General features: G+C 74.3%; 17 protein-coding genes. 14 read left to right on the forward strand and 3 right to left on the reverse strand.

Features of this window, described 5'->3' with window-relative positions:
* Positions 1 to 33 precede the first annotated feature (33 nt).
* Positions 34 to 1206: a D-alanine--D-alanine ligase family protein gene (locus ACSNOD_RS01030; RefSeq protein ID WP_436764755.1), complete on the forward strand. Its 1173-nt coding sequence runs from the start codon at positions 34 to 36 to the stop codon at positions 1204 to 1206.
* An 88-nt stretch (positions 1207 to 1294) separates the two neighbouring features.
* Here the strand turns inward: ACSNOD_RS01030 and ACSNOD_RS01035 are convergent, their stop codons facing one another.
* Positions 1295 to 1807, reverse strand: a complete 513-nt coding sequence (locus ACSNOD_RS01035) for a DUF3515 domain-containing protein (protein WP_436764756.1) — start codon at positions 1805 to 1807, stop codon at positions 1295 to 1297.
* 20 nt (positions 1808 to 1827) lie between these two features.
* Positions 1828 to 2061 carry an Lrp/AsnC family transcriptional regulator gene (locus tag ACSNOD_RS01040; RefSeq protein ID WP_383270803.1) on the reverse strand — a complete coding sequence of 78 codons (234 nt, stop codon included), beginning with the start codon at positions 2059 to 2061 and terminating at the stop codon, positions 1828 to 1830.
* A gap of 214 nt (positions 2062 to 2275) precedes the next feature.
* On the opposite strand from ACSNOD_RS01040, the gene ACSNOD_RS01045 reads away from it, so the two are divergent.
* Together ACSNOD_RS01045 and thiD are read left to right on the forward strand one after the other, a co-directional pair.
* On the forward strand, positions 2276 to 3241 hold the full coding sequence (locus ACSNOD_RS01045) for a thiamine-phosphate kinase (protein ID WP_436764757.1): 966 nt from the start codon (positions 2276 to 2278) through the stop codon (positions 3239 to 3241).
* Between the two features lie 38 nt (positions 3242 to 3279).
* Positions 3280 to 4113, forward strand: a complete 834-nt coding sequence (gene thiD / locus ACSNOD_RS01050) for a bifunctional hydroxymethylpyrimidine kinase/phosphomethylpyrimidine kinase (RefSeq protein ID WP_436764758.1) — start codon at positions 3280 to 3282, stop codon at positions 4111 to 4113.
* A gap of 136 nt (positions 4114 to 4249) precedes the next feature.
* Here the strand turns inward: thiD and rpmB are convergent, their stop codons facing one another.
* The gene (gene rpmB, locus ACSNOD_RS01055; protein WP_015036441.1) at positions 4250 to 4435 is read right to left on the reverse strand and encodes a 50S ribosomal protein L28; all 186 of its coding nucleotides are present in this window, start codon (positions 4433 to 4435) and stop codon (positions 4250 to 4252) included.
* A 312-nt stretch (positions 4436 to 4747) separates the two neighbouring features.
* Here rpmB and ACSNOD_RS01060 point away from each other — a divergent pair, with 312 nt between their 5' ends.
* From ACSNOD_RS01060 to ACSNOD_RS01110, 11 genes are all read left to right on the forward strand, one after another.
* Complete coding sequence (locus ACSNOD_RS01060) at positions 4748 to 6610, forward strand: DAK2 domain-containing protein (RefSeq protein WP_436764759.1); 1863 nt, start codon at positions 4748 to 4750, stop codon at positions 6608 to 6610.
* A gap of 106 nt (positions 6611 to 6716) precedes the next feature.
* On the forward strand, positions 6717 to 8978 hold the full coding sequence (gene recG / locus ACSNOD_RS01065) for an ATP-dependent DNA helicase RecG (protein ID WP_436764760.1): 2262 nt from the start codon (positions 6717 to 6719) through the stop codon (positions 8976 to 8978).
* A gap of 125 nt (positions 8979 to 9103) precedes the next feature.
* A complete protein-coding gene (locus ACSNOD_RS01070) occupies positions 9104 to 9622 on the forward strand; it encodes a hypothetical protein (protein ID WP_436764761.1) in 519 nt (172 codons plus the stop codon).
* Between the two features lie 88 nt (positions 9623 to 9710).
* Positions 9711 to 10310 carry a 16S rRNA (guanine(966)-N(2))-methyltransferase RsmD gene (gene rsmD / locus ACSNOD_RS01075; RefSeq protein WP_436764762.1) on the forward strand — a complete coding sequence of 200 codons (600 nt, stop codon included), beginning with the start codon at positions 9711 to 9713 and terminating at the stop codon, positions 10308 to 10310.
* A 26-nt stretch (positions 10311 to 10336) separates the two neighbouring features.
* Positions 10337 to 10819: a pantetheine-phosphate adenylyltransferase gene (gene coaD / locus ACSNOD_RS01080; RefSeq protein WP_436764763.1), complete on the forward strand. Its 483-nt coding sequence runs from the start codon at positions 10337 to 10339 to the stop codon at positions 10817 to 10819.
* 118 nt (positions 10820 to 10937) lie between these two features.
* Positions 10938 to 12086: an ATP synthase F0 subunit B gene (locus tag ACSNOD_RS01085; RefSeq protein ID WP_436764764.1), complete on the forward strand. Its 1149-nt coding sequence runs from the start codon at positions 10938 to 10940 to the stop codon at positions 12084 to 12086.
* 261 nt (positions 12087 to 12347) lie between these two features.
* Entirely contained in the window at positions 12348 to 12938 is a 591-nt protein-coding gene (locus tag ACSNOD_RS01090; protein ID WP_436764765.1) for a YceD family protein, read from the forward strand.
* Positions 12939 to 12940: 2 nt separating this feature from the next.
* Positions 12941 to 13114, forward strand: a complete 174-nt coding sequence (rpmF, locus tag ACSNOD_RS01095; RefSeq protein WP_436764766.1) for a 50S ribosomal protein L32 — start codon at positions 12941 to 12943, stop codon at positions 13112 to 13114.
* Positions 13115 to 13134: 20 nt separating this feature from the next.
* Positions 13135 to 13959 (forward strand): ribonuclease III, encoded by an 825-nt coding sequence (gene rnc, locus ACSNOD_RS01100; RefSeq protein ID WP_436764767.1) that lies wholly within the window; start codon positions 13135 to 13137, stop codon positions 13957 to 13959.
* A 157-nt stretch (positions 13960 to 14116) separates the two neighbouring features.
* Positions 14117 to 15061: a bifunctional DNA-formamidopyrimidine glycosylase/DNA-(apurinic or apyrimidinic site) lyase gene (gene mutM / locus ACSNOD_RS01105; RefSeq protein ID WP_436764768.1), complete on the forward strand. Its 945-nt coding sequence runs from the start codon at positions 14117 to 14119 to the stop codon at positions 15059 to 15061.
* 104 nt (positions 15062 to 15165) lie between these two features.
* Entirely contained in the window at positions 15166 to 16488 is a 1323-nt protein-coding gene (locus ACSNOD_RS01110) for a glycosyltransferase 87 family protein (RefSeq protein ID WP_436764769.1), read from the forward strand.
* Positions 16489 to 16526 lie beyond the last annotated feature (38 nt).

The following is a 16526-nucleotide window of genomic DNA, read 5'->3' on the forward strand; positions in this document are numbered from 1 at the left end:
GACATCCGACCGCAAGGTAATCTCGAACGCGATATGAGCAGCGAGCCCTCCTCCCAGAGCCCCGTCCCCTCCGCCAGCGGAGCGGACCCCCGCCGGCTGCGGGTCGCCGTCGTCTTCGGCGGCCGCAGTTCCGAGCACGCCATCTCCGTCGTCACCGCGGGCGCCGTGCTGCGCGCGATCGACCGGACCAGGTACGACGTGCTGCCCATCGGCATCACCACCGACGGCCGGTGGGTGCTCACCGCCGACGAGCCGGAGCGCATGGCCATCGCCGACCGCTCGCTGCCCGGCGTCGAACGGCTCGCCGAGCCGGGCGAGGGCGGCGTGCTGCTGCCCGTCGACCCGGCCAGCCGCGAGGTCCTCTACACCGAGCCGGGCGCGGTGCCCAAGGCGCTCGGCGAGGTGGACGTCGTGCTGCCGCTGCTGCACGGCCCGTACGGGGAGGACGGCACCCTCCAGGGGCTGCTGGAGCTCTCGGGCGTGCCCTATGTCGGCTCCGGTGTGCTGGCCTCCGCCGTGGGCCAGGACAAGGAGTACATGAAGCGGGTCTTCGAGTCCTTCGGCCTGCCGGTCGGTCCGTACGAGGTCGTCCGGGCCCAGGAGTGGGAGCGGGACGCCACCGCGGCCCGCGCAAAGGTCGTGGACTTCGCCGCGGAGCACGGCTGGCCGATCTTCGTGAAGCCGGCCCGGGCCGGCTCCTCCATGGGCATCACCAAGGTCGACGACCTCGCCGGCCTGGACGCGGCCATCGAGGAGGCCCGCCGCCACGACCCCAAGATCATCGTCGAGTCGCTGCTGCGCGGCCGCGAGATCGAGTGCGGGGTGCTGGAGTTCGAGGACGGGCCGCGCGCCAGCGTGCCGGCCGAGATCCCGCCGGTCACCAGCCACGACTTCTACGACTTCGAGGCGAAGTACATCGACTCCGCCGCCGGGATCGTGCCGGCCCCGCTGACCGCCGAGGAGACCGCCGAGGTCCAGGCGCTGGCGGTGCGGGCCTTCGAGGCCGCCTCCTGCGAGGGCCTGGTGCGCGCGGACTTCTTCCTGCTCGACAGCGGGGAGTTCGTGATCAACGAGATCAACACCATGCCGGGCTTCACCCCGATCTCCATGTACCCGCGGATGTGGCAGGAGAGCGGCGTCGACTACCCCGAGCTGGTGGACCGGCTGATCCAGGCGGCGCTGCGCCGGCCGACCGGCCTGCGCTGAGCCCGGGGCGTTGCTCGGGCCGGGACGCCGGGCGGGTATCCGCGGGCCGGTGCCGGCCGGGCCGGGGCCGCGGGGCCCGGGCCACGCGCTAGAGCTCCGTGGGGACGGTGCGCTTGATCGGCTCGGCGAAGTCGGTCAGCGCACCGATCTCCGTGGTGCCCTTGGGCAGCGTCACCTCGACGAACGCCTTCCGCCCGACGGTGGTGAACCGGAAGCTCCCGTCGGAGCGCCGCTCCAGCAGCCAGCCCACGCCATTGACCTCCACCCCGTCGTCGGTGGTGGGGTTGTACTGTGCGGTGCCGGGAGTCAGCACCGCCGGCCTCGGCACCCCGCAGCGCAGCACCACGGGGGGCTCGCCCCAGGCGGCGGTGAAGTCGGACGCGGGCCCGGCGGACGAGCGCGCCAGCCCGTTCACGGTCCCGGGCAGCTCCCCGCGCAGCGCCCGGCACAGCTCGGCCTCCCGCCCCGACGGGGTGGGGGCCGCCAGGTCACCGGCGCCGCCACCGCCCCCGTCACCGGAGCAGCCGGCCAGGGCCAGCAGCGCGGCACAGACAGCGGCGACGGCGGCGACGGCGGGCGGCCGATGCGGGGAAGCGCTCACCGAGCGAGCATAGACGGGGGCTACAGATGCACGACCGGGCAGGTCAGCGTCCGTGTGATGCCGTCCACCTGCTGGACCCTGGCGACCACCATGCGGCCCAGTTCGTCGACGGTGTCGGCCTGGGCGCGCACGATCACGTCGTAGGGGCCGGTGACATCCTCGGCCTGGATCACCCCCGGGATCTTGGCGATCAGTTCGGCTACGGTCGACGCCTTGCCGACCTCGGTCTGGATCAGGATGTACGCCTGTACCACGGAACCTCCAGGGCGGCTTCGAGGATCATGTGGGGAGAAGGGACGCCACGGTACCGCGTCGCCAGGTGGTGCGGGGAGACCCGCGCGCCCCGTGGCGCCGGTCGCGCGCACGCGTGGCGGGCGGGGGCGGAACAGAGATGACAAACGAATGGACGGACCGACGCCGCCGTCGGCACGCGAGTGGGACCACTGTTGGCTCGGAAGGGGCACAGCGATGAAGGGCACCGTGGGCGAGTTGGGGGAGTTCGGCCTCATCAGGGAGCTGACGTCCCGGATCACGACCACCCCGGCGGTACGGCTCGGGCCGGGCGACGACGCCGCGGTCGTGGCGGCACCCGACCGGCGTGTCGTGGCCAGCACCGACCTGCTGCTGGAGGGACGGCATTTCCGCCGCGACTGGTCCACCGCCTACGACGTCGGGCGTAAGGGAGCCGCGCAGAACCTGGCCGACATCGCGGCCATGGGGGCGGTGCCCACCGCCCTGCTGCTCGGCCTCGTGGTGCCCGCCGAACTCCCGGTGACCTGGCCGACCGAGCTCATGGACGGCATCCGGGACGAGTGCCAGGTGGCGGGCGCCGCCGTGGTCGGCGGCGATGTGGTGCGCGGCGACACCATCACGGTGGCGATCACCGCCCTGGGCGATCTGCGCAACCACGAACCGGTCACCCGCTCCGGCGCCCAGCCGGGCGACGTGGTGGCGGTGACCGGCTGGCTGGGCTGGTCGGCGGCCGGGCACGCGGTGCTCTCCCGCGGCTTCCGCTCGCCGCGCGCCTTCGTCGAGGCCCACCGGCGGCCGGAGCCCCCGTACCACGCGGGACCGGCGGCGGCCGGCCTCGGCGCCACCGCGATGACGGACGTCAGCGACGGGCTGGTGGCCGACCTCGGCCACATCGCGGAGGCCAGCAAGGTCCGGATCGACCTGCGCTCGGCGGCCATAGACATCCCCACGCAGATGTCCGACATCGGCCAGGCCGTGGGCGTCGACCCGCTGCAGTGGGTGCTCAACGGGGGAGAGGACCACGCGCTGGTGGCGACCTTCCCGCCGGATGTGAAGCTGCCCGCCCGCTGGCGGGTGATCGGCGAGGTGCTCAACCCCTCGGCGCTGCCCCAGGTGACGGTGGACGGCGCGCCCTGGACGAGCGCGGGCTGGGACCACTTCGGGCAGAACGCGGAGGAGTGAGCGCCGGGCGGCGGCGGTCACCGAGTAGATTCGGCGGCATGCCGATATCCTCCGCGCCGCCGGCCGCGGCGCCGCCCCGCGTGCTCACCGTCGCCGGATCGGACTCCGGCGGCGGCGCGGGCATCCAGGCCGACCTCAAGACCATGCTGGCGCTCGGCGCCCACGGCATGAGCGTCGTCACCGCCGTCACCGCGCAGAACTCGCGCGGGGTGACGGGCGCCTGGGAACTGCCGGCCCCGGCGGTACGGGCCCAGTTCCGCGCCGTCGTCGATGACATCGGCGTCCAGGCCGTCAAGACCGGGATGCTGGCCTCGACGGACCTGGTGGTCACCGTCGCCGAGCTGCTGTCGGGCGTCGACGCCCCGGTCGTGGTGGACCCCGTGGGCGTCTCCAAGCACGGCGATCCGCTGCTGGCCGCGGAGGCGCTGGACGCGGTGCGCACGGCCCTGCTGCCCCGGGCCACCGTGGCGACGCCCAACCTCGACGAGGTGGCCTGGCTGACCGGTGAGCGGGTGGCCGACGAGGCCGGCATGCGGCGGGCGGCGGCGGCGATCCTGGGGTACGGGCCGCGCTGGGCCCTGATCAAGGGCGGTCATCTGCCGGGCGCGGGGGCGGGCGCGGTGGACCTGCTGACCGACGGCGCCGAGGAGCACTGGCTGCGGGCCGCGCGCCACGACAACCGGCACACCCATGGCACCGGCTGCACCCTGGCCGCCGCGATCGCCTGCGGCCTCGCCCGGGGTCTTCCGGTGCCGGAGGCGGCGGCCGAGGCCAAGGAGTACGTGACGGGCGCCATCGCGGCGGGCTTCCCGCTGGGGGAGGGCATCGGCCCCGTGGACCACGCCTGGCGGTGGCGCGCCCGCCGGGGGTGAGCCCGCCGTACGCCCGCGGGCCGCGCCGTACGACGTCGGGGAGCCCCGCGGCGGGGAGCGCGCTCGGAAAAACGAATAAGCCGGCCCACCGTGAGGTGGACCGGCTCAAGCGTTCAGCCGAGGCCGCTCTTGCGCGTTAACGCGAGACCTTGCCGGCCTTGATGCACGAGGTGCAGACGTTGAGCCGCTTCGGCGTCCGACCGACCACGGCACGCACCCGCTGGATGTTGGGGTTCCAACGGCGGGGGGTGCGGCGGTGCGAGTGCGAGATGTTGTTGCCGAAGCCCGGCCCCTTGCCGCAGACGTCGCAGTTGGCAGCCACGGGTTACTCCAAAGACGGGTCATCCCCGCTGACGCGAGGAGAACAGAAGCGTACGGTGAACCCCTCGACACACCGGCAAGCGGACGCTGACCGGCACAGTCGGAGGGAATGTCCCGACTTTCATCGGGCAACCGGAGCAGCATACAACGACCGCTCCCGTACAACGAAACTACCATGGCTCCTCCGGCCCCTGCCCCGGACCCGTGGTCCGACCGGGGCTACGCTGCGGCTCGGCGCGCCGATCTTCCCGTCGCCCGCCGTTCGCCCGCCGTCCACGCGGGGCGTCCGAGGCAAGCCGCCCGAGGAGGACACGTGCCGCACACAGTCGACGCCACGGTGGTGCGGAGCTGGTGCACGCTGGCCCTGGAGGCGCTGGGGCGCTCCCGCGAGGACATCGACGCCATCAATGTCTACCCCGTGGCGGACGGCGACACCGGCACCAATCTCTACCTCACCGTCGAGTCCGCGGCCCACGCCGTCGACGCCGTCTTCGCCGCCCACGCGACGGTCGCCGCCCCCCACGAGGGGCCCGCGCTGCCGGACGCCCTGCGCGCCATGGCCCACGGGGCGCTGATCGGCGCCCGCGGCAACTCCGGGACGATCCTGGCGCAGCTGCTGCGCGGCATGGCGGAGGTGCTGGCCGGCCACGGCGGGGGCGTGCGGCGGGCCCCGGGCGCCCAGGGGCTGCGCGACGCGCTGCGCCGGGCCGCGGAGTCGGCGTACCAGGCGGTCGCCCACCCCGTGGAGGGCACCATGCTCAGCGTGGCCACGGCCGCGGCCGAGGCGGCCGGCCGGGCGCCGGGGGAGAGCAGCACCGCACAGGTGGCGCGCGCGGCGTACGAGGGGGCGCGCACCGCTCTGGAAGCGACCCCCGAGCAGCTCGCCGTCCTCGGCCGGGCCGGCGTCGTGGACGCCGGCGGCTGCGGTCTGGTCGCGGTGCTCGGCGCGCTCGCCGAGGCGGTCTCCGGGCGCACCCGGCCCACCGCGCCGGCCGCCCCGCCCACCCGTGCCCGCCGCGGAGCGCCTGCTCAGGGAGGCGCACAGCGGGTGGCCGTCCCGGGCCCCTCCCCGGCGCCGTACGACTCCCCGATGCCGTGCGAGGGCGGGGTCCCGCTCGAAGGGGCCGGCTGCCCCGCGGCGGCCGGGGCCCCGGCGGGGGACGCGGGCACCGCCGGTGCCGCGGGCAGCCCTGCCGGCCCCGCCGGCCCGGCGTACGAGGTCATCTACCTGCTGGACGCCGACGACGCCGCCGTGGCCGCGCTGCGCACCCGGCTGGACGGGCTCGGCGACTCCCTGGTGATCGTCGGCGGCGACGGCCTGTGGAACGTCCATGTGCACGTCGACGACGCGGGGGCCGCCGTCGAGGCCGGTATCGAGGCCGGGCGACCCCACCGGGTGCGGATCACCCACTTCGGCGCGGAGCGGGCCGGCGCCGAGGCCGCGGCCCGCGCCGACGCGCGTGCCGTCGACGCCGGCGCGGGCCGCGCCCGGCCGCCCGCCCCGGCCCCCCGGGCCGAACGCGCGGTCGTGGTCGTCGTGCCCGGCGACGGGCTCGCCGGCCTCTGCGCCGAGGCCGGCGCGACCGTCGTCACGGCGGCCCCCGGCGACCAGCTCGCCAGCGGCGAACTGGCGCACGCCATCCGCCGCGCCCACGCCCGCGAGGTGGTGCTGCTGCCCAACGACCCGGCGCTGCGCCACACGGCCGCGGTCGCCGCGGAACAGGCGCGGGCCGACGGCGTACGGGTCGCCGTCATCCCCACCCGCTCACCGGTGCAGGGCATCGCGGCGCTCGCGGTCCACGAGCCGGGCCGCAGCTTCGACGAGGACGTCGTCGCCATGACCGCGGCGGCCGGCGCGACCCGCTTCGCCGAACTGGCCGTCGCCGAGAGCCGGTCGTGGACCATGGCGGGCGTCTGCCAGGCCGGGGACGTCCTCGGCCTGATCGACGGCGATGTCGCGGTCATCGGCTCCGCGCCCGCCGAGACCGCCGTCTGCGTGCTGGACCGGATGCTCGCCGCCGGCGGCGAGATGGTCACCCTCGTCCTGGGCGCCGGGCTGCCGGCCGAGGTCGGCGAGGCGCTCCAGGCCCATGTGCGCCGCGGGCACCTCGCCGTGGACACCGTGGTCTACCGCGGCGGCCAGCAGTCCGCCCTGCTGCTCATCGGCGTCGAATAGGTCGAACAGCCGGCCCGCCGACCGGTCCGCGCGGTGGCGGGACCGCTCCCCGCACCGAGGGCGCCCCCCAGCGCACCGGGGCGGCCCACGCCGGATTGTCGGCCCCATGGTGTGCAATGGGACCGTGCCCGCGCTCGACGAACCCCTCAAGAAGACCCTCGGCGGCACCACCGCGAAGGTGCTGGCCGACCACCTCGACCTGCACACGGTCGGCGACCTGCTGCACCACTACCCCCGGCGGTACGCCGAGCGCGGCGAGCTGACCCGCCTCGCCGACCTCCCGCTGGACGAGCACGTCACGGTCGTCGCCCAGGTCGCCAAGGCCGCGAAGAAGACCTTCAACCAGGGCCGCGGGGTCCGCCTGGAGGTCGTCGTCACCGACGGCAGCGGCTCCCTGACCCTCGTGTTCTTCGGCCGCGCGGCCCACCACCACGAGCGCGAACTGCTGCCCGGCCGGCGCGGCATGTTCGCCGGCAAGGTGTCCGTCTTCAACCGCACCCGCCAGCTCGCCCACCCCGACTACGAGCTGCTCCCCCGGGAGGGCGCCGCCGACGCGGTCGAGTCCTTCGCCAATCAGCTCCTGCCGCTCTACCCGGCCTGCAAGCAGATCGCCTCCTGGCAGATCGCCAAGGCCGTGGGGGCGCTGCTGGACACCTTCGAGGCCGACGGCTGGCAGGACGTCGTGGACCCGCTGCCGCCCGCGCTGCGCGAGGGCCGCGGCCTGACCGGGCTGCCGGAGGCGTTCCGCAAGGTGCACCAGCCGCGCACCAAGGCCGACATCGCGGCCGCCCGGGACCGGCTCAAGTGGGACGAGGCGTTCGTGCTGCAGGTGGCCCTCGCCCGCCGCCGGTACGCCGACGCCCAGTTGCCCGCCGTGCCCCGCGCGCCGCGCCAGGGCGGGCTGCTGGACGCCTTCGACGCCAAGCTGCCCTTCACCCTCACCGAGGGCCAGCGCGCGGTCTCCGCCGAGATCTTCGCCGATCTGGCCACCGAACACCCCATGCACCGCCTGCTCCAGGGCGAGGTCGGCTCCGGCAAGACCATGGTGGCGCTGCGGGCGATGCTCGGCGTCGTGGACGCCGGCGGCCAGGCGGCGATGCTCGCGCCCACCGAGGTCCTCGCCCAGCAGCACCACCGCTCCATCGTCGAGATGATGGGCGAGCTGGCCGAGGGCGGCATGCTCGGCGGCGCGGAGCAGGGCACGAAGGTCGTGCTGCTCACCGGCTCCATGGGCGCGGCCGCCCGGCGGCAGGCGCTGCTCGACCTGGTGACGGGCGAGGCGGGGATCGTCGTCGGCACCCACGCCCTGATCGAGGACAAGGTCCGCTTCCACGACCTGGGCCTGGTGGTCGTCGACGAACAGCACCGGTTCGGCGTGGAGCAGCGCGACGCGCTGCGCTCCAAGGGCGAACAGCCCCCGCACCTGCTGGTGATGACGGCGACGCCGATCCCCCGTACGGTCGCGATGACGGTCTTCGGCGACCTGGAGACCTCCGTGCTCGACCAGTTGCCGGCCGGGCGCTCGCCCATCGCCAGCCATGTGGTGCCCGCCAAGGACAAGCCGCACTTCCTGGCCCGCACCTGGGAGCGGGTGCGCGAGGAGGTCGAGGCGGGGCACCAGGCGTACGTGGTCTGCCCCCGCATCGGCGACGAGGAGGACGAGAAGGCGGCCGGGGGCCGGGCGGCGCGGTCCTCCGCGGGGGAGAGCGCCGTCCCGGAGACCGGTGCCTCCCCGGAGGACGAGGCGGAGCGCCGCCCGCCGCTCGCCGTGCTGGACATCGCCGAGCGGCTCGCCAAGGGCCCGCTCGCCGGGCTGCGGGTGGAGCCGCTGCACGGCAGGATGCACCCCGACGACAAGGACGCGGTGATGCGGCGGTTCGCCGCCGGCGAGGTGGACGTGCTGGTGGCCACCACCGTGATCGAGGTCGGGGTGAACGTCCCGAACGCGACCGTGATGGTGATCATGGACGCGGACCGGTTCGGCGTCTCCCAGCTCCACCAGCTCCGCGGCCGGGTCGGCCGCGGCTCCGCCCCCGGGCTGTGCCTGCTGGTCAGCGAGATGCCGGAGGCGAGCCCGGCGCGCGGCCGGCTGGACGCGGTGGCCGGCACGCTCGACGGCTTCGAGCTCTCCCGGATCGACCTGGAGCAGCGCCGCGAGGGCGACGTGCTGGGGCAGGCGCAGTCGGGCGTGCGGTCGTCGCTGCGGATGCTCGCGGTCATCGAGGACGAGGAGGTGATCGCGGCGGCCCGGGAGGAGGCGGTGGCGATCGTCGCCGCCGACCCCGAGCTGGAGCGGCTGCCCGCGCTGCGCGGCGCCCTCGACAGCCTGCTGGACGCCGACCGCGAGCGCTATCTCGACAAGGGCTGACGGGCCGCGCGGCCCCCGAACGCCGGTTCGGCGAGGGCCGATTGTCAGTGGTCGCTGGGAGAATGGACACAGTCCGAGCCGATCCGCCACGGGATCGGCCGACGTGGACACTTGGGGGCACTTTCATGTCATTTCGGCATCTCAACGAACTCCCGCTCGGCGACAAGATCTTCCGGATCGAGCTCGCCAGCGACGACGACACCACCGTGACCCTGACCCTCGCCGGCTGGCGGGAGGACTCCCCGGAGACCCTGCTCGCCTCCGGCAGCCTCACCCTCCCGCTCGCCGACGTCCCCGCCCTGCGCATCGCCGTGAACCGCGCCCTGCGCGCCCTGGCGATGGTGGCCGACGTCGCCGAGCCGATCCCGGACCGGGACGTGCTGCGCGAGCTCTTCCCGGGCCACGGCGCCCCCTGGGTGCCGCAGCACGAGGAGGACCTCGCCCAGCGGTTCCACGACGGCGAGACCATCGCCCGGATAGCCGCCCGCTTCGGCCGCACCCCCGACTCGGTGCGCGCCAAGCTCCGGGAGCTCGGCCACGACCCGCGCCGCCCGGAGTACTGCCCGCCCGACGGCTGTCTGTCCTGGTCGCGCTACGCCTCGCCGGCGCTGGTCGGCGCGGAGCGGCGGCCGGCCGAGGACTGACCGGCCGGGCCGACGGAATATCGTGGTGAGGGCAGCGACCGCCGTCGTTGCCCCCACCACGGCCCACCCCACGCAAAGGACCGGACCCATGACCCGCGTGATCGCCGGCTCGGCCGGCGGACGCCGCCTGGCCGTGCCGCCGGGCACCGGCACCCGCCCGACCTCCGACCGGGCGCGCGAGGGCCTGTTCTCCACCTGGGAGTCGCTGCTGGGCAGCCTGCGCGGCACCCGGGTGCTGGATCTCTACGGCGGCTCCGGCGCCGTCGGCCTGGAGGCGCTCTCCCGGGGCGCCGAGCACGTGCTGCTCGTGGAGGCCGACGGCCGGGCCGCCCGCGTGATCCGGGAGAACGTCCGGGCCGTCGCCCTGCCCGGCGCCGAGGTCAGGACCGGCAAGGCGGAGCAGATCGTGGCCGGGCCGGCGCCCGAGCGCCCGTACGACGTGGTGTTCCTCGACCCGCCGTACGCCGTCACCGACGACGGGCTCCGGGAGATCCTGCTCACACTCCGTGCCGGGGGCTGGCTCGCCGACGACGCGCTGGTCACCGTGGAGCGCAGCACCAGGGGCGGCGAGTTCCACTGGCCGGAGGGGTTCGAGCCACTGCGGGCCCGTCGCTACGGCGAAGGAACGCTTTGGTACGGTCGCGCCGCCGCTGCGCACTCCAGTGCGACAACCCCCAGCGCGCCATGAACGGACCGGAGAGCGAGGAACCACTGTTGCGCCGCGCAGTCTGTCCGGGGTCCTTCGACCCCATCACCAACGGGCACCTCGACATCATCGCCCGGGCCGCCAAGCTCTACGACGAGGTGTACGTCGCGGTGATGATCAACCAGGCCAAGAAGGGCCTGTTCACCGTCGAGGAGCGGATCGATCTGATCCGCTCGGTCACCGCCGACTACGGCAATGTGCGGGTCGAGTCCTTCCACGGCCTCCTGGTGGACTTCTGCAAGCAGCGCGACATCCCCGCGATCGTCAAGGGCCTGCGCGCGGTCAGCGACTTCGACTACGAGCTCCAGATGGCCCAGATGAACAACGGCCTCTCCGGCGTGGAGACCCTCTTCGTGCCCACCAACCCGGCCTACAGCTTCCTCTCCTCCAGCCTCGTCAAGGAGGTCGCCGCGTGGGGCGGCGATGTCTCCCACCTGGTGCCGCCGCTGGTCCTCGAAGCGCTGACCAGCAAGTTGCCCAAGCGCGGCTGAGCCCCGGCCGACCCCTTCCGGCTGACGGGACGTCAGTTCGCCGCGGGAGGCCCCCGCCGGCCGTACAGTCGTCCCGTCCGTCACCATCCGGCGTAGCGAGAGAGCGGCGAGTACCAAGGTGGACGTGCAGAAGAAGCTCGACGAGATCGTCGCCACCATCAGCAGTGCCCGGTCCATGCCCATGTCGGCCTCGTGCGTGGTCAACCGCGCCGAGCTGCTCGCCAAGCTGGAGGCCGTCCGCCAGGCGCTGCCCGACTCCCTCGCCGAGGCGCGCGAGCTCCTCGGCGGCCGCGAGCGCATGGTGGAGGAGGCCCGCCAGGAGGCCGAGCGGATCATCGAGACCGCCCACGCCCAGCGCGGCTCGCTGATCTCCGACACCGAGGTCGCCCGCCGCTCCCAGGCCGAGGCGGACCGCATCCTGGCCGAGGCCCGCCGGGAGGCGGAGCAGATCCGCGCCGAGGCCGACGACTACGTCGACAGCAAACTCGCCAACTTCGAGGTGGTCCTCACCAAGACCCTCGGCTCGGTGGACCGCGGCCGCGAGAAGCTGCTGGGCCGGGCCCCGGGCGGCGACGAGCGGGCCTTCGACGCCCCCGAGTACGCCGACGTGCCCGAGCCGAGCTCCGACCCGGCCACCCTGCGGCAGCGCACCGACGCCTATGTCGACGCCAAGCTGGGCGCCGTGGAGGCCGCCCTCGCCGCCACCCTGGAGGCGGTCGGCCGGGGGCGGCTCAAGCTCCAGGGCCGCCGCGCGGCCGACGAGCTGGGCGCCCACCTGGCCGCCCAGGAGGGCCTGACCCAGGCGCCCAGCACCAGCGACGCGGAGTATCTGGCCGGCCTGGCCGCGCCCGAGGACACCGGCGCGCGCCCGCCGGCCGCCCCGCCGGAGCTGCCCGCCCAGCGCGGCGGCCAGGTCGCCGCGCAGGCCGCCGGGCAGCTCAGTGGCCAGGACGGCGGGCAGGACTTCTACGCCCCCGCCGGCGGCTACCCGCAGGGCGACCCGCACGGGGACCCGTACGGCTATCCCCAGACCGCACAGCAAAACCCCTACGCGTACCAGCAGACGTACGCGCAGCAGGACCCGTACGCGTACCCCGGCTACGGCACGGGGCAGGGCGGTTACGGCAGCGGCCAGGGCGGGGGCTACGACTCCGCCGGCCACTCCCCGGGCGCCCCGCCGGCCGCGCGGGCGCTGGACGAGACCAGCTTCTTCGACACCGGCATGATCGATCTCGATCGGCTGCGGGAGTACGAGCAGGGCCGCTGACCGCCCCCGTACTCCGCCGCACCCCTCTGACCTGCGGCGCAGCGGTGGCGGCCGGCGCGGGGGGCCGCCCGGTGGCCGATGCCGGGGGGTCCCGGCCGGCGCGGATTGGGTCTCCGGGCGCCCGTCCAGTATCCTGACTGTTCGGTCGCGAGTACGTCCGCGATCTCGGCTGCCCGACCGGCATCAGCGTCCGGGTGGCCCGTACCGCAGCGTAGAAAGCAGGAAGCCCTGAACGCCCGCCTCGACCACCGCAACCCCCTCGTGTTCGATACACATGAGCTGGGTCGGCGTCCTGGTGCGCTCCAGCGGCTCTCCCGCTCCGTCGCGGCCCCCAAGGACCTCGGCATCGAGGTCATCCGGGTGCCCGACGACGCGACGGTGGACATCGATCTCCGCCTGGAGTCGGTCATGGAAGGGGTGCTCGTCACGGGCACCGCCCGTGCGCCGCTCTCCGGCGAGTGCGTAAGGTGTCTGGAGCCGCTGGAGCGCGAGCTCGAAGCGGACTTCCAGGAGATGTTCTCCTACCCCGAAGCCGACGCCCGAGGCCGCATCGCGGACCCCGGCGCCGACGACGAGGAGGACGACATCCTCACTCTCGAGGACGGCATGTTCGACCTCGAGCCCGTGCTGCGGGACGCGGTGGTGCTCGCACTGCCGCTCCAGCCGGTGTGCCGGGAGGACTGCCCCGGACTGTGCCCCGACTGTGGGGCGCGGCTCGCGGAAGACCCGGACCACCACCATGACGCCGTCGACATCCGTTGGGCGGCATTGCAAGGACTCGCCGACACCATCCAGGGCGGCGAGAAGGAAAACACACCCCGCGACAGCGGGGATGACCCACAGGAGAAGTAGCCGTGGCTGTTCCGAAGCGGAAGATGTCGCGCAGCAACACGCGCCACCGCCGGTCGCAGTGGAAGGCTGCGGTCCCGACCCTGGTGGAGTGCAACAGCTGCCACGAGCCGAAGCAGCAGCACATCGCGTGCCCGAGCTGCGGCACCTACAACCGCCGTCAGGTCCTCGAGGTCTGATCGGGCGGGTGACAGGCTTCATGTCAGACGCCACCACGCCATCCCGCACCAGCGGGGGTGAACCGGCGCAGGCGGACACGGCCTCGTCCCACACGCTTCTGGAAGGGCGGCTCGGGTACCGACTCGAGTCCGCCCTTTTGGTGCGTGCCCTGACGCACCGTTCCTTCGCGTACGAGAACGGCGGTCTGCCCACCAACGAGCGGCTGGAGTTCCTCGGGGACTCGGTGCTCGGCCTGGTGGTGACCGACACGCTGTACCGCACCCACCCGGACCTGCCCGAGGGGCAGCTCGCCAAGTTGCGGGCCGCGGTGGTCAACTCTCGTGCGCTGGCCGAGGTCGCCCGCGGCCTCGACCTCGGTGCCTTCATCCGGCTCGGCCGGGGCGAAGAGGGCACCGGAGGCCGGGACAAGGCGTCGATCCTCGCCGACACCCTGGAAGCGGTGATCGGCGCGGTCTACCTCGACCAAGGGCTGGAAGCGGCGGCGGAGCTGGTGCACCGGCTCTTCGACCCGCTGATCGAGAAGTCCTCCAACCTCGGCGCCGGCCTGGACTGGAAGACCAGCCTCCAGGAGCTCACGGCCACCGAGGGGCTGGGCGTCCCCGAGTATCTGGTCACGGAGACGGGACCGGATCACGAGAAGACCTTCACGGCTGCCGCCCGCGTCGGTGGTGTCGCGTACGGCACCGGCACCGGCCGCAGCAAGAAGGAAGCGGAACAGCAGGCGGCGGAGGCCGCCTGGCGGGCCATCCGCGCGGCGGCCGACGAGGCCACCGCCGCGGCGGCGGTCGCTCCCGTGGAGGAGGCGGCGCCCGCCGCGTCCGCCGTGGAGCGTCCTTCGGCCTGACCGTCGACCGCGACCGCCCCTCGTCCCCCGGGACGGGGGGCGGTCGTCGCGTTCCCCGCTCGGCGCATTTCCCGCATTTCCCGCTCGTCGTGTTCCCCGTGGTCGACGTGTCGCGTCGCCCCGATGTCGACCCCCGATCCCCTCCCGGAGGAGCCCCGTGCCAGAACTGCCCGAGGTCGAGGTCGTCCGCCGAGGACTGGAGCGCTGGGCCACCGGCCGGACGGTCACCGAGGTCCAGGTGCTGCACCCGCGCGCCGTACGGCGCCACCTCGCGGGGCCGGCGGACTTCGCCACCCGGCTGGTCGGGCACCGCTTCGGGCCGGCCCGGCGCCGGGGCAAGTACCTCTGGGTGCCCCTGGAGGACCCGGCGGCCGCACTCGGCGACCCCGACGCCCCCGGGGTGTCCCTGCTCGCGCACCTCGGCATGAGCGGGCAGCTCCTCATCCAGCCGCACGCGGCGGCGGACGAGACGCATCTGCGCATCCGTATCCGCTTCGACGACACCGACGCGTCCCCCGTACGGCTCGCCGGCACCGGGGTCACCGGGGCCCCCGGCACGGAGCTCCGCTTCGTCGACCAGCGGACGTTCGGCGGGCTGTCGCTGCACGAGCACGCGCCCGGCGCCGAGGACGGCCTGCCGGACGTCATCGCCCATATCGCGCGCGACCCCCTCGACCCCGCGTTCGACGACGCCGCCTTCCACGCGGCGCTGCGCCGCCGGTGTACGACGGTCAAGCGGGCGCTGCTGGACCAGTCCCTGATCAGTGGGGTCGGCAACATCTACGCGGACGAGGCGCTCTGGCGCGCCCGGCTGCACTACGACCGGCCCACCGCCACCCTCACCCGGCCGCGCAGCGCCGAGCTGCTGGGGCATGTGCGGGACGTGATGACGGCGGCCCTCGCGGCCGGCGGCACGAGCTTCGACAGCCTCTACGTCAATGTCAACGGCGAGTCCGGCTACTTCGACCGCTCGCTCGACGCGTACGGGCGCGAGGCGGAGCCGTGCCGCCGCTGCGGCACGGCGATCCGGCGGCGGCCCTGGATGAACCGGTCCAGCTACTACTGCCCGCGCTGCCAGCGCCCGCCGCGCCCCGTCGCCTGAGCCGCGGCCGGGTCCGTCCGGCGCGGGGCGGCCACACCGCACCGACTATTGCCTATATTCATTGAGGTTTGTCCCAATTTGGGGATTCCTCAGGTGCGGAGGCGATGGTGACGGACGCGTCGGCGACGGCAGGACTACGACAGTCGAGAGTCGAACGCCGCGCGGCGCCGCCGAGCGCCGCCGACGTGCCGGCCGGCGGCCCCGGCCCCCGCAGCGCCGACCGCCCCCACCCCCGCTGGCACCGGCCCGACACCTGGCCGCGCGAGTGGATGATGCTCGCCGCCTACTGGGTCGCCTCCCGGCTGGTCATGCTCGCGCTGCTGCGCCAGGGCCACGGCGACATCGCCCACGAGGTCCACCAGCTCTACCGCAAGTGGGACGGGCGGCTGCGCACCGGCAGTTTCCCGGTCGGGGACGTCACCTGGCAGTACCCGCCAGGGGCGGCGATCATCATGCTCGCCCCGGGGCTGGTGCCCGCCCTCACCTACCTCCAGGCCTTTGTGGTGCTGCTCGTCGGCGCGGACCTCGTCGTGCTGGCGGCGCTGGTGCGCGCCGGGGTGCGTGGGCCCGGACGCAGCCTGGCCGGCGCCTGGATGTGGGCGCTCGGCCTGCCGCTGCTGCTCAATCTGCCCTACGCGCGCTACGACGTGCTGGTCACAGCCATCGCGGTGATCGCCCTGCTCGCCGTGTCCACCCGCCCCCGGCTCGGTGGGGCCCTCGCCGCGCTCGGTGCCGTGATCAAGGTGTGGCCCGTGCTGACCGTGCTCGGCACGCCCCGGGGGCGCACGACCCGGGAGGCGTGGCTCGCGCTCGCGGCCTCCACCGCCGCGCTGCTGGCCCTGCTCGCGATCGCCTTCCGGGGCGCCTTCGCGTTCCTCTTCGCCCAGAAGCACCGCGGGGTGGAGATCGAGTCCATGGGTGGGACGCTGCTCCATGTGGCGCGGCGCTTCGGCTGGTCCGGGCGGATCAAACACCAGTACGGCTCCTTCGAGTTCGTCGGCGCCTACGTCCCGGCCATCGCCTTCGCCTCCCTCCTGCTGACGCTGGTCGCGTTCGGCTGGCTGCTCGCCTGGCGGCTGCGGGCGGCGCGCTGGAGCGAGGCCACCCCGTACGACGCCGCCCTCGCCGCCGTCCTGCTGTTCACCATCACCAGCCGGGTGATCAGCCCGCAGTACATGGTGTGGCTGATCGGCCTGGCGGCGGTCTGTCTGACCGTACGGAGCACCAGCCAGCGCCCGGTCGCCCTGCTGCTGCTGATCGTCGCCGCGGTCACCACGGTGGACTACCCGCTCTTCTTCGGGGCGGTGCTCAAGAGCTCCTGGCAGGGCGTCGCGGTGGTCGTCCTGCGCAACACGCTGCTGCTCGGCGCCGCGGTGCTGTCCTGTGCGCGGCTGTGGCGCTCGACGGTGCCGGCCCGGGGGAGGTGATCCACGAGGGGGTGACCCGGGGCGGACCGGGGGAGTGA

It is taken from the genome of Streptomyces sp. URMC 123, assembly GCF_051386515.1.
Taxonomy (GTDB): Bacteria; Actinomycetota; Actinomycetes; order Streptomycetales; family Streptomycetaceae; genus Streptomyces.